The following is a 12,551-nucleotide window of genomic DNA, read 5'->3' on the forward strand; positions in this document are numbered from 1 at the left end:
CCTTCTATTTCAGCAGGCTCGACTGCAGGAACCTTTTCATCAGTTCCACGGGAACGCCCCTGCGGCGGGCATAATCCCTCAGCTGGTCATCCCCGATCTTACCCAATTCGAAATATCTAGCCATGGGATGAGCGAACATCAGTCCCGACACACTGGCATGGGGTGTCATCATTCCGCTTTCCGTGAGTCGGATGCCCACCTGCTTCATATCGAGAAGCTGGTCGATGAGGAAATTTGCACTCGTATCCGGCAGCGAAGGATAACCGATGGCTGGTCGGATGCCCTGATACTCCTCCCTAAGCTGCTGTTCGATGGTAAGATGTTCTTCCGGTGCATAGCCCCAGTAAGTCTTTCTTACCTCTTCGTGCAGTTTCTCGGCAGTAGCCTCTGCCAGTCGGTCGCTCAGGGTCTGTGCCATCATGTTGAGATAATCATCGTGCCGGTAGGCATCCATGATTCCTCCATCTACCGTAGAACAGAACACCCCGATCTGGTCTTTCTCCCCGTGAGCCAGCGGACGGATGAAATCAGCCAGACAGAGATTCGGTGCGCCCGGAGCAGATGGATGCTGCTGGCGGAGCATCGGAAAACGGAGCTGCTGATCCAGAAACAGGATATCATCCCCATCGCTGTTGGCATCGAATAGCTGGAAGATGGCATGGCAGTGAAACCTGTCCTCCCAGGAGGCAAGCATATCCAGCGCTTCCTGCCTCATCTTTTCCTTGTCGCAGCGTGGTTTTCCGCTCAATCCCCAGGCATGGTAGAAATAGAGCCAGTTGATATAAGGCACCAGCTCTGATATTCTGTATTGCCTAATGATTCTATCTTTTGTCATAAGTCAACTCCTCACCACGGTAAGCTGCATCAAAGGCACCCTTGTTATAGACAAGGTGACCATTGCAGAAGGTCTGCTCCACCTGCCACTGATATTCATGTCCCTCCATCGGACTCCACTTGCACTTGCTCTGGATGACATCCTTTGTAACGGTCCATGGAGAATGAGGCTTCACGATGACGATGTCTGCCTGATAACCCTTGCGCAGGAAACCACGCTGGGCTACCCGGAAGAGCTGAGCCGGCTGATGCGCCATCAGCTCAACCATCCGTTCGATGGTAAGCACGCCTTCATCTACCAGTTCCAGCATGGAAACGAGCGAGAACTGCACCATCGGCATACCCGAAGCCGCCTTGGCACATCCCCCCTGCTTGTCCTTCCACTCGTGTGGAGCATGGTCGGTACCGATGGTGGCAATGGTTCCGTCGTTGAGCGCCTTGCGCAAGGCATCACGGTCTGCCAGGGTCTTGATGGCAGGATTGCACTTGATGAGCGCCTTCTTCGTAGCATAGTCGGCATCCGAGAAGACGAGATGGGCTATCACCGCCTCTCCTGTAATCTGAGGAAGAGGAATGCCATCTCCGGAATGCTCATTCGCCTTTCCGTTCTGATGAGCGAAGAGTTCCAGCTCCCGGGCTGTCGTAACATGGGCGATATGCAGACGGGTACCAAACTCGCGGGCTAATTCCACTGCGAGTTTGCTGCTCTCATAGCATGCCTCTTCGCTGCGGATTTCCGGATGATGCTCCACGGCAGGATCCTCTCCGTACTTAGCCTTGGCCTCTGCCATGTTGCGGTTGATGATTCCGGTATCCTCGCAGTGCGTCATCACCGGCAGGTTCAGATCCTTAGCCGTCTTGAAAACGCGCTTCAGCGATTCCATCTTATCCACCAGCATATTACCGGTGCTGGAACCCATGAAGAGCTTGATGCCTGGCACATGGTGCATATCCAGCTGGGCAAAGGAATCCACGTTGTCATTGGTGGCACCATAGAAGAAGCTGTAGTTTACATGACTCTTCTCTGCGCCCAGCTTTCTCTTGTCATTCCACACCTGCAGTTCGGTAGTCTGCGGCACGGTATTGGGCATTTCCATATAGGAAGTCACGCCGCCATAGGCAGCCGCGCGACTCTCACTCTCGATGTCCGCCTTGCGGGTAAGTCCCGGCTCACGGAAATGAACATGGTCATCTATTACACCCGGCAAAACGAAACACCCCGTAGCATCCACTACTTCATCGTAGATGCCACGGGGACCCATGCCTTCAAATATATCTGAAATCACTTCACCATCGACTAGAAGATCGCCCTGAAATGAGCGACCTTCATTGACAATAGTTCCGCCTTTAATTAACATTTTAGACATAGTATTTTTTTTTCTAAACTTTGAATTTACTCTTTTGCTTCAGGAATGCTTGGCTTCGCCAGCTCGTTAGGCGTTGGTGCAGGAGCCGCATTCGGATCGGTCTGCGGAGCCGCCATCTGTCCAGCCTGCATGCTTGGATCCATCTGCGCTTCGTGGGTACCGTTCATAATAGCCTGGTTTTCCTGTGCTTTCTGGTAGTAGTCCTTTACGTATGGATCACTCTTGAAGTGCTCTGTAGCCTTGCTCATGATATCCTCTATCCATGGCGAAAGCATCGGATACTGGTTGCCCATGGTTACGAGGAAGAATACGCCTGGTCCCAAGACATTCTCGAAGTTGTCGGTAATGAAGGTAGTCACCAGCTTGTCCTCCTGCTCGGAGAGTTTCATCGCCTCAGCATTCAGTTGGGCAGTCACCGCCTGCATATCGCTTCCATTCATGATGGCCTGGTCGTGCTTATGCACCAGTTCCCGCTGCTGGCTCTGCAGCTGCTGGTATTTCTTGAAGAATCCGAAGAGCTTATCGTTGAGTGGCGTTCCACTTACTACCTGCTGTACATCGTCGAGTTTCACGGTAATGCTTCCCGCCTCCAGCACCAGCGGCAGAACAGGCTCATCGTCCATGAAGACATTCGCCATTCTTGCAGAATCTACCGTTCCCTGGAAATGGAACTGTCCATGTACCACATCACAGGAGTCGATCTTGCTGAATTCGTTATTCTTTAAGATTTGAAGGTAGAGCATACGACCATCCAGGGTACTCACGTTGGAAGTACCCGAAATATCGTAGCTACTGGCGCATGAGGTAAGCGCCACCAAGGTGATAAGTGCGTAAAATATCTTATTCATAAGCTTTATAATTCACATTCAGTGAACAAAAGTACAATCATTTCTTGAAGTACCGAAATAAATTGATGCAATTTAATTGAATATTACAAGTATTTATGTTTTATTTGCATTCTTCCCCCTTCATTTCGTGCGAAATGCGGAAGGTGGTGTAGAGTTCCAGGATAGATGCCACCAGCATCACCACGATCCACTTGCCGTAGAAGATGGAGTAAAAGAGCTGCGGATTGCCCAGCCATTTCTCGGTAAAGGTATAGACCGTATCCACCATCGAGATGCCGGCAAAGACAAAGAGGATGTTGGCTACATTCTGGATGCGCTTCAGGCGATGGATGACAGTCGACTTGCCCTCATAGGTCTGCATCGACTGGATCACGCTGAAGAGCACGGTGCCCAGAAGGAACACCCAGCTCGTGGTTTCCACCAGCGAAGGATAAATCTGTTTCAGCACAAAGCTGCACGCACCGACAACCATCAGCACGCCGCCCAACAAAAACAAAGCACTCTGTATTTTATTCAACTGTTTCATCTTTCTTACTTTCTTTTTCTGTTCGTTCACACCTTATTATATATAGATAGCGTTATATAGATTGCGTTACCGGATGGAATCCTTGTCCTCCTCGTTTTCATCTATTTCCACCGAACCGGGCAGATCCGTGCTCAGCACGAAAATATCCTCATTGTCAGCCTTCATGAAGTAGCGTTCGCGTGCTATCTTGCCGAAGACTTCCGGTCCCTTGCGCATCTCCTGCAGGATGCGGAGATCCCGGTCATACTCCGTTCTGTACTTTTCTATCTCAGAACGCAGCGTGGCTATCTCTATCTGATACTTGATATGCTGGCGGATGCTATTGTCGTCAATGACACCCACTATCAAAACACCCGCAATTATCACTATAAGATATTTATAGTGAGCGAGATAATTCCATATAATACTTAACTTTTGACTCATTAATTTCCGAATTTGTTTGCAAAGATAATATTTTTTTGTTATCTTTGCATCACAATTAAGAAAAAATAATGTAAGTGAACGTATATTCAAGCAAAAAAGAATGGAAGAATACATAGTTTCGGCTAGAAAATACCGTCCGATGACCTTTGATTCGGTGGTTGGACAGAGTGCGTTGACTACCACATTGAAGAATGCAGTGAAGAGTGGCAAGCTTGCCCACGCTTATCTTTTCTGCGGTCCGAGAGGTGTGGGAAAGACCACCTGTGCCCGCATCTTTGCCAAGGCAATCAACTGCGAGCACCCTCGTGAGGACGGCGAGGCATGCAATACCTGCGAGAGCTGCCAGGCTTTCAATGAGCAGCGCTCCTACAACATCTTTGAGCTGGATGCCGCCAGCAACAATGGTGTCGATCAGATCAAGACCCTGATGGAGCAGACACGCATCCCGCCTCAGGTAGGCAAATACAAGGTGTTCATCATCGACGAGGTCCACATGCTGAGTGCCGCCGCCTTCAATGCCTTTCTCAAGACCCTGGAGGAGCCGCCATCGCACGTGATCTTCATCCTCGCCACCACCGAGAAGCACAAGATCCTGCCTACCATTTTGAGTAGATGCCAGATCTACGACTTCGAGCGCATGACCGTACCCAACACCATCGCCCACCTCAAGATGGTGGCAGAGAAGGAAGGCATCCAATACGAGGAGCAGGCGCTTGCCGTCATCGCCGAGAAGGCAGACGGAGGTATGCGAGATGCCCTCTCCATCTTCGACCAGGCTGCCAGCTTCTGCCAGGGCGACATCACCTACCAGAAGGTGATAGAAGACCTGAACGTGCTCGACAGCGACAACTACTTCAAGCTCGTGGACCTCGCCCTGGAGAACAAGGTGAGCCAGATGATGCTGCTGCTCGACAATATCCTGGGCAAGGGATTCGACGGCGGAAACATGATTCAGGGACTCGCCCAGCACGTACGCAACGTGATGATGGCGAAGGATACCCAGACCCTGCCGCTGCTGGAAACCAGCGAAGAGCAGAAGGCAAAATACGTGGAGCAGGCAAAGAAGGCACCTACACCTTTCTTATATAAGGCACTCCAGCTGATGAACAGCTGCGATGTACAGTACCGACAGAGTTCCAACAAGCGACTGCTCGTAGAGCTGACCCTGATACAGATTGGTCAGATTACCCAGCCGGAAGACCAGGATGTGCCTAGTGCGGGGCGTACGCCCCACAGACTAAAATCCCTGTTTCAGAAAATCGTTGCCCAGCTTAAGCCTGCCTCTCAGGGTGCAGGTGCCGGGCAAGAGAGCGGCAGCAAGGCTCCTGTACGGGAAGCACAGCCTGTCGCTGCAGCTACTGCTGCGCCTATATCAACAGTGAGAAAAGGCTCACAGGTAAAACTGAAAGGCATCGGCATGAGCTTCGCCAACCTGGAGAAGACGGAGCAGAACAGTCAGCGCATCTACAATCCTATCGACCAGCTCAAGGAAGAAACACCGGCATCAACCGGAGCTGCCGCCAACCACGACCAGCCTTTCACCCAGGAACAGGTAGAAGGCCAGTGGATCAGCATGTGTCTGAGAATGCAAGGCATCAAGGACTTCATCGGACTTGCCAATCGCATGAAACCGATCGTACCTACCATCACCGACTTTCCGCATATCGAGGTAGTCATCGACAACAAGCTGCTGCTCGACGACGTGGTCAAGATCAAGGGAAGAATCCTGCAGACCTTCAGAATCGGCTTGAACAACAGCCAGGTAACCCTCGACTACCGTCTGGCAGAATCGGATGAAGTAACCCGAATCCTCTCCAAGCGAGAGATACTTGAGAATATGATAAAGGAAAACCCTGCCATCGGCAAACTGACCCAGGATCTACGGTTAGTCATGGCATAAACAAACAGAATAGTAAGACAATAATGGCAAGAAGACTTAGAAAGAAGCGTATAGCCGTGATACTGCTCACGTTTACAGCCCTTATCGGATGGACCACCCACAGCTGCGTATCGCGCTGCACCTCATCCGACAAGGAGAAATCTGCAGATTCACTGCCTACGGTACATATCAACGATTCCATCACCAATGCCCTCACCGAGGGAAAGGCATACCAGGAGATGGATTCTGTCATCGAGAGATACCTCAAGAGATGGGAAATCAACGGTGCCCAGCTCGTCATCACCCGCAACGACTCCCTGCTCTATGCCCGTGGATTCGGATGGGCAGACAAGGAAAGGGGTATCCGTATGGAACCCAACATGCTGATGCGCTTTGCATCCGTTTCCAAGCTCATCACGGCTGCCGGCATCATGAAACTCGTAGAGATGAAGAAGCTGCGCATGGGCGACAAGGTGTTCGGACAGAAGGGCATCCTCTGCGATACCACCTATAACAACAGTATCAAGGACCAGCGCTACTACAACATCACCGTAGAACAGCTGCTGCGCCACCAGGCAGGTTTCAACAACTATGCCGGCGACCCGGTATCCTCCACCCGCTACATCATGATGCAGAACCACCTCACCACCCCTCCCGACCACCCTACCCTGCTCAGGATTCTCCTGAAGCGTCATCTGGGTTATACGCCGGGCGAGGGCAAGTGCTACAGCAATCTGGGCTATATGATTCTCTCGATGATCGTGGAGAAGAAGAGCGGAATGAAATACGAGAACTTCATCCAGAAGTATGTGCTCCAGCCAGCCGGCTGTTTCGACATGCACATTGCGGGCACCTATTACAAGGACCGCCGTCCTAACGAGACGAAGTATTACATGCATCAGGGCAGCATTCCGGTATATGAGTACAACAACAGCGGCAGGATGGTAGAGAAGTGCTATGGCGATACTGATCTTCCCCGACTTTCGGGAGCAGGAGCCTGGTGCGGTTCGGCAGCCGAGCTGTCGAGATTCATTGCGAGCATCGACGGCATGCCTCATGTCAAGGATATCCTGAGCAGGAAGAGTGTGCAGTTTATGACGCAGGAGCAGCCTGACCATCAATACTCCATCGGCTGGAACTACACGCCGAAGAGCAACCGCCCTTGGATCCGCACGGGTTCCCTTGCCGGCACCTCTGCGCTGATTCTGAAATATCCCGACGGTCAGTGCTGGATTCTCATCACCAACACTTCCACCTGGAAGGGTCATGGCTTCAGCAACGACACCATGGCATTCTTCGAGAAGCTGCGCAAGAAATATATGCCGCAGATGCCAAAGCGTGATCTCTTCCTGTAAAAAGGACAGAGGGATGTTTTACCACAACCAGTATTTAAAGAAGCGTATGGATTCATTATTTCTATTTCAGTTTTCATGCTTCATATTCATGCTCATCAATGCCTTCATCGTAGCACTCTCTCATCTGCATGTAAGATGGGAGAACAAGCGGTATGAGCGTTCAACATCCTCCTCTATACCCCCTGCTTCTCGCTCATCTCCATAGGAATCTACAACATAGAAACCACCCGTGCCAACCTCAGAAAGATGACGGGGAAACGACAAGGGTCTATATGCCACGATGAAAAGGTGGCGTATAGACCCTTGATTATATGGTGACATTCGTAATCTACATCTCCGCTTTCTGTTTTTTATGAATTGCTCAGATTCTTAATGATTTCCAAAGACAGCTGGGTAGCTTTGGCAACCTGTTCGGCAGAAAGTCCCATTGCCAGCATATTCTTAGCTATTTCCAGGGCTTTCTGGTTCATACCTTTTTCCATACCTTTTTCCATACCTTCCTTCATACCAATTTCCTTACCCTCAGCTATGCCTTCACGCTTAGCAGTGTCTACGGAATTCTTGATGTCGCGATATGCCATCTTGCTGGTCTCGTACTCCCTCATTTCCTGCGGAGTAAACTTGGCTATCTCGGCTTCCTCGAAGAGGCGGTCGAAAACCTTGTCGCACAGCTCCTTCGGGCGCTGGGTAAGCTTATAGAGGTTCTTCAGTGCATAGAGCCACTTCTCGTAGAGCGTATCCAGTTCTTCCAGGGGTTTGTTGAACTTGGAAATCTCTACATAGATATATTCGAGCTTGTCGTAAAATACTTTATGGGTAGCTGTGTCGCACAACTGCACATGATGGCGGATTTTCTCCTTGTCGAATGCATCCTCGTTCATGCTGAAGTTGAGCAGGGCAACGGTATAGACATGATTGAGTCTGAAATCCCATTCACTCCCCTTTGGTGCCTGTTCACGGATAGGGAAGGTTGAGTAGAAAAGGGCGCGATCCTTGAAATACGTCTGGTAGGCATTCTGCATTTCTACGATGAACTTCTCGCCGTTTTCGCCCTCGCAATATACATCAAAGATGGCTCTGCGGTCGGTATAGACATCTCCCACGTGCTCCGGGTTCAGATACGACACGTCCTTCACAACCTGTTTGCCATTAAACAAGCTGTTGAGGAAGCAAATGAGCAAATCCTTGTTCATTGCTGTTCCGAAAATTCGCTTGAAACCGAAGTCGGTCAGCAAGCTGATGTATCTTTCTTCTACCTGCTTCATAATCATCTGTTTTAAATATCCATGCCGCAAAGTTACGACTTTATTTCCATATCTGCAAGGGATTTCTGGGAAAAGTTACGGAAAAAGTGAGAGATTGCGTTTTTTATGTAACAGGACAAGGGTCTATATGCCACGATGAACAGGTGGCGTATAGACCCTTCTTACTTTCCGGTATCCTTGATACTCCCCCAACCTGCCAAAACATACAGGTTGGGAGAATTTCATGAGATGCTATGAAGCCAGCAGAGGCTGAAGCTTCGTGGCATCGAAGCAGGGACAGGCTTTCTGCATGCCCGGCAAATCGCGGTGACCCAGAATGGTCTTGATGTCCGGAAACTCACGGTGAAGACGGAGGATGAGAAGCTTCATCGCCTCCTTCTGGGCTGGCGTGCGGGTATCAGAAATGCAACCGCTCGGCGACAAACCACCCTCGTAGCAGATACCGATGGAATGAGCATTGTAGCCCAAGGCATGAGCACCCATCCGCTCCACCGGACGGCATGGATAAACCACACCTTCCAGGGTGATGTAAAAATGATAACCGATGTCGCGCCAACCGTTCACCACCACATGGTCGTGGCGCAACTGCTCCAGAGTGTACCGGTGATTGCAGCGGCTACCGCTGCAATGCACCACAATCATATCAATCTTTCTCATAAGCCGTCCTCCTCACTATAGGGTGCAGGATGATACACCCAGTGCCCCAAGCAGGGCGGTTAATACTGTCACCACAAACTTGATGACCTCATTCAGTGTCTGTCTCTTCTTTTCTGTCATACGCTAAAGATTTTAAAGATTTAAATGAATAAAATGATAACTTACCTTACTATCTTGGTGCCATGGTTCTAAAAATTTACATTGTCACCATCAGAGCCTTCACCATCAGTACTGCCGCCCGTTGTACTGCCGCCCGTTGTACTGCCACCCGTTGTACTGCCACCCGTTGTACTGCCACCAGAGGTATGCTCGCCGTCGGTAGAAGAATCGCCACCTGCAGAACTGTCGCCAGAAGTATTCTGCTTCTTGCTGGCAGCCTTCTTCACCTCCTCAATGTCAATCGTCTTGGCACCCTCCTTCTCAGCCTTCAATGCGGCACGCTGTACTGCACGGGATGCTACCTGTACAAACTCCATATTCTGGAATACAGAATACAGTTCCGGACCTGGAGCATACTGGACGTTGACACCCTTGATATGAGTGTCGCTCTTGAAATCAGCGGCACTGTCAGCACCATCACTGACAATCTGCAGACGGAACTTGCCCAAATCACCAAACTCCACCTGGTTGCCACGCTGAAGTTCCAGAATCAGGTTCTCTACCGCACTCACCAATACCGCAGTGACATCTGCGTAGGTAACCGTGGTCTGCATCGCAATCATCTTAGAGAACTTCTTGAGCGAAGTCTTCTCGTTCACCTGGGCACGGGCATAAAACTTTCCCTTACCGGCATTCTTTCCAAACTTAGAAACGTACTTTACCAAACTGTAATTGACTGCCATAATACTTAAAATTTAAATTGTTATTAAATGTTCGTGCATCGGACTCTTCCCGAATGCAATGGCAAAGTTACGAAACTGGCGAGGGGGCATCTGCACACTTTCGTCCGCTTCCGTCGTCTTCTGCACTCTTTAGCCTTCTTATGTTCACTTTTGCACTCTTTTATCAGGCACGCCAATCGCTCGTAGGAAAGATGAGTATCGTTCATAGGAAAGATGAGTATCGCTCATAGGAGCGACAGACCACGCTGATAGGAATGATGGGTATCGCTGATAGGAGCGGCAGCCACCGCTGATAGGAACGAGGGCTATCGCAGATAGGAGAATTGTAAACCATAGATATGATTGAGTAATCTTGCAGAAAGATGAACTTTTGCACTAGCAGGGAGAAGCGTAAGAAAGCAGTACTAGCAGGGAGAGGTTTAGTCACTACCAGGGTTTTTCACTCCTATTAGAAAGAGGCGCTACCACTACCGAAGATAGAACGATATTCATAAATATCTATCTATCAAGCTGTTATATAGTTATTTTTCTTAATATACTATACCCATATAGCTAATAGGTATACGATTTATACTTAGAATCACAATGCGTAATGCGCAAAAGAAAAAGTTTTTTTTCAAAAATAACAAGTAAAATGCATTTTTGGGGAATAAAATTTGTTTAGGTCAGAATAAATGATTACCTTTGCATCAAGAAAGTTAAGAGAATAGGAATTTCTCAGCTCCTGATGCTTTTGCCAGGGGAGCTACTTTCTAGTGAGGATTTTCCAACTTCGCTCATTGAGTAGGATTAGGGCCTGAAAAATGAGCATTCAATTTAGATCCTTACAAGGCATTATTGTGCCCGATTAATTCGATTTGAATTATCGGCACGGATGCGAAGTAAGGTAAAAAGTCGATGCAGAACGTTCCTAAAGGTCAATGTATGTTGACTTGTTCTCCTCGAAAAAGTTGGAACTTTATTTTAATTCCGTGCCGTATTTCTATAATAACATCAAGAATCTCCTTCCCGGAAGGTGATCCAAACTTAAACAAAATAAAAAGAGTATATGGCAACAAACAATCAAAACCAAAAATCGGAAGAGCCCGAGCCCTTCCTAATGCCTTCTCCTAAACAGGAAAAAGACGTTATTACCATTATGGGGGTACAGGGACTGTCGCACAACGACTTTTCTACCCTCGAACTGAAAATCATGTTGCAGTTAATCAAGATATCCCAGAAATTGATTGACTTCAATATCCGTTTACACATCAATAGAGAGACCTTCATCTTTACTCCGGAACAGCGTGCAGCAGGTCATATCGACCTCTGCATAAAGCTCTCAGAGTTTGATCTGGCAGATACCCGACATGCTTCTCAGTTGCGTAATGCTTTGCTCCAGATGGCCAAACACCCTCTGGAACTAGCTTACAAATTGGGCGATCATACCTTCTACACCCAGTTTGATCACCTTTTTGAATGCAAGGTCTGCCAATATCAGGGCAGATGGTGGGTTAAACTCCGCTATGACCTCCATGTCTTCCGTTTTTTCTTCAGTTTTGACAAGGGCGCCTGCCACATCGACCTGAATGTGGTGCGACAGTGCCGTGGTGCATCGAGCATCAAACTATATCTAATGATGAATTGCTGGGGTGCCAAGGGCTATACCATGGTGAAGCCCGAAAATCTGATGGCTTTGCTGCATGGCAGGAAGGACTACTACAAGACCTGGTCGGCACTCAAGAACAAGGCACTCGACTTTGCCTGCAAGGATCTGAAACGCCTCTACGACCAGAGAATTATCGACCAATACCCTGTATATCAGCCTTTCTATCAATCAGAAGAGGCAGAGACGCATCACCATATGCCCGATCATATCACCTTCACTTTTATAGACCGCGCAAATACGGGCGACACTTCGGGCGGCGCTACAGTTCCTGAGGAATTGCAGGGGGTACGTGCCCGACTGAAATGGCGTCTCTATACACAATATCACGTGGATGAGAAGATTGCAGTTCTAGAAAGCCAGCGCCTGGCACTCGATATGCAGGGAGAGCTGGAAGATTGGTTTCAGAAGAAAGACTACTTTATCCGTAAGTGCCAGCAGGAACATAGAAAGATCAATGTGGGTGCCTATATAGCCAAGGCATTGGATGGCTTTTTAAAGGATCATCATGCATAAAGAAGGCTCTTGCATAGATGACTCTTTGAAGAACACAAATGAGAATATAGATTATGGAAATATCGAATCGTATGTACAGCAAGACGGAATTGGGCTTGCTCTTTTTTCCGGAAGCCACCAGCAAGGCGACAGCTCGCCGCCATCTGATGGATTGGATCAAGCGTTGCATTCCTTTATGGGATGAGTTGAAGAAGCAGGGATACCTGGTTGGCTGCCAATATTTTTCGCCCCGACAGGTAGCTGTAATCTTTGAATATCTGGGAGAGCCGGACGAATGCTGACTATTGCCTGGGGCTGGGGATAACATATCCCCAAAGCATAAAGAGGTTAGGTCAGTTTTTGACGGCGGATTACAAATCCGCCGGAACGCCTAACGGAGGAAAGGACATATCCG

Annotated in this window: 14 protein-coding genes; 5 read left to right on the plus strand and 9 right to left on the minus strand. The window is 49.0% G+C overall.

Going from position 1 to position 12,551, the window contains the following annotated elements:
- Positions 1 to 4 precede the first annotated feature (4 nt).
- The 5 genes from DXD25_RS08855 to DXD25_RS08875 all read right to left on the minus strand — a co-directional run bounded on the left by DXD25_RS08855 (position 5) and on the right by DXD25_RS08875 (position 3,998).
- Positions 5 to 835, minus strand: a complete 831-nt coding sequence (locus tag DXD25_RS08855) for a vitamin B12 dependent-methionine synthase activation domain-containing protein (protein ID WP_233522247.1) — start codon at positions 833 to 835, stop codon at positions 5 to 7.
- Positions 822 to 2,201 carry a dihydroorotase gene (locus DXD25_RS08860; RefSeq protein WP_117663023.1) on the minus strand — a complete coding sequence of 460 codons (1,380 nt, stop codon included), beginning with the start codon at positions 2,199 to 2,201 and terminating at the stop codon, positions 822 to 824. Before DXD25_RS08860 ends, DXD25_RS08855 begins: the two co-directional genes overlap by 14 nt.
- 26 nt (positions 2,202 to 2,227) lie before the next feature.
- Positions 2,228 to 3,049 (minus strand): DUF4369 domain-containing protein, encoded by an 822-nt coding sequence (locus DXD25_RS08865; protein ID WP_117663025.1) that lies wholly within the window; start codon positions 3,047 to 3,049, stop codon positions 2,228 to 2,230.
- Positions 3,050 to 3,149: 100 nt separating this feature from the next.
- On the minus strand, positions 3,150 to 3,575 hold the full coding sequence (locus tag DXD25_RS08870) for a hypothetical protein (protein WP_117663027.1): 426 nt from the start codon (positions 3,573 to 3,575) through the stop codon (positions 3,150 to 3,152).
- Positions 3,576 to 3,641: 66 nt separating this feature from the next.
- Positions 3,642 to 3,998: a septum formation initiator family protein gene (locus tag DXD25_RS08875; protein ID WP_117663029.1), complete on the minus strand. Its 357-nt coding sequence runs from the start codon at positions 3,996 to 3,998 to the stop codon at positions 3,642 to 3,644.
- Positions 3,999 to 4,098: 100 nt separating this feature from the next.
- On the opposite strand from DXD25_RS08875, the gene DXD25_RS08880 reads away from it, so the two are divergent.
- The 3 genes from DXD25_RS08880 to DXD25_RS08890 are packed head-to-tail and all read left to right on the plus strand — an operon-like array spanning position 4,099 to position 7,437.
- The gene (locus tag DXD25_RS08880) at positions 4,099 to 5,898 is read left to right on the plus strand and encodes a DNA polymerase III subunit gamma/tau (RefSeq protein WP_117663031.1); all 1,800 of its coding nucleotides are present in this window, start codon (positions 4,099 to 4,101) and stop codon (positions 5,896 to 5,898) included.
- Positions 5,899 to 5,921: 23 nt separating this feature from the next.
- The gene (locus DXD25_RS08885; RefSeq protein WP_117663032.1) at positions 5,922 to 7,232 is read left to right on the plus strand and encodes a serine hydrolase; all 1,311 of its coding nucleotides are present in this window, start codon (positions 5,922 to 5,924) and stop codon (positions 7,230 to 7,232) included.
- Positions 7,233 to 7,278: 46 nt separating this feature from the next.
- Positions 7,279 to 7,437, plus strand: a complete 159-nt coding sequence (locus tag DXD25_RS08890; RefSeq protein WP_233522248.1) for a hypothetical protein — start codon at positions 7,279 to 7,281, stop codon at positions 7,435 to 7,437.
- Between the two features lie 145 nt (positions 7,438 to 7,582).
- Here DXD25_RS08890 and DXD25_RS08895 read toward each other — a convergent pair whose 3' ends face one another.
- From DXD25_RS08895 to DXD25_RS08905, 4 genes are all read right to left on the minus strand, one after another.
- Positions 7,583 to 8,503: an Rpn family recombination-promoting nuclease/putative transposase gene (locus DXD25_RS08895; RefSeq protein ID WP_117663034.1), complete on the minus strand. Its 921-nt coding sequence runs from the start codon at positions 8,501 to 8,503 to the stop codon at positions 7,583 to 7,585.
- 225 nt (positions 8,504 to 8,728) lie between these two features.
- Positions 8,729 to 9,154 (minus strand): N-acetylmuramoyl-L-alanine amidase, encoded by a 426-nt coding sequence (locus DXD25_RS08900; protein WP_089542928.1) that lies wholly within the window; start codon positions 9,152 to 9,154, stop codon positions 8,729 to 8,731.
- A gap of 15 nt (positions 9,155 to 9,169) precedes the next feature.
- Positions 9,170 to 9,274 carry a smalltalk protein gene (locus tag DXD25_RS16680; RefSeq protein ID WP_153096588.1) on the minus strand — a complete coding sequence of 35 codons (105 nt, stop codon included), beginning with the start codon at positions 9,272 to 9,274 and terminating at the stop codon, positions 9,170 to 9,172.
- A gap of 68 nt (positions 9,275 to 9,342) precedes the next feature.
- Positions 9,343 to 9,996 (minus strand): DNA-binding protein, encoded by a 654-nt coding sequence (locus DXD25_RS08905; protein WP_158556320.1) that lies wholly within the window; start codon positions 9,994 to 9,996, stop codon positions 9,343 to 9,345.
- A gap of 1,138 nt (positions 9,997 to 11,134) precedes the next feature.
- On the opposite strand from DXD25_RS08905, the gene DXD25_RS08910 reads away from it, so the two are divergent.
- Together DXD25_RS08910 and DXD25_RS08915 are read left to right on the plus strand one after the other, a co-directional pair.
- A complete protein-coding gene (locus DXD25_RS08910; protein WP_222847544.1) occupies positions 11,135 to 12,157 on the plus strand; it encodes a replication initiation protein in 1,023 nt (340 codons plus the stop codon).
- 53 nt (positions 12,158 to 12,210) lie between these two features.
- Positions 12,211 to 12,438 carry a DUF4248 domain-containing protein gene (locus DXD25_RS08915; protein ID WP_089542930.1) on the plus strand — a complete coding sequence of 76 codons (228 nt, stop codon included), beginning with the start codon at positions 12,211 to 12,213 and terminating at the stop codon, positions 12,436 to 12,438.
- Positions 12,439 to 12,551: the final 113 nt, after the last annotated feature.

Source organism: Prevotella sp. TF12-30 (assembly GCF_003436715.1).
GTDB lineage: Bacteria > Bacteroidota > Bacteroidia > Bacteroidales > Bacteroidaceae > Prevotella > Prevotella copri_A.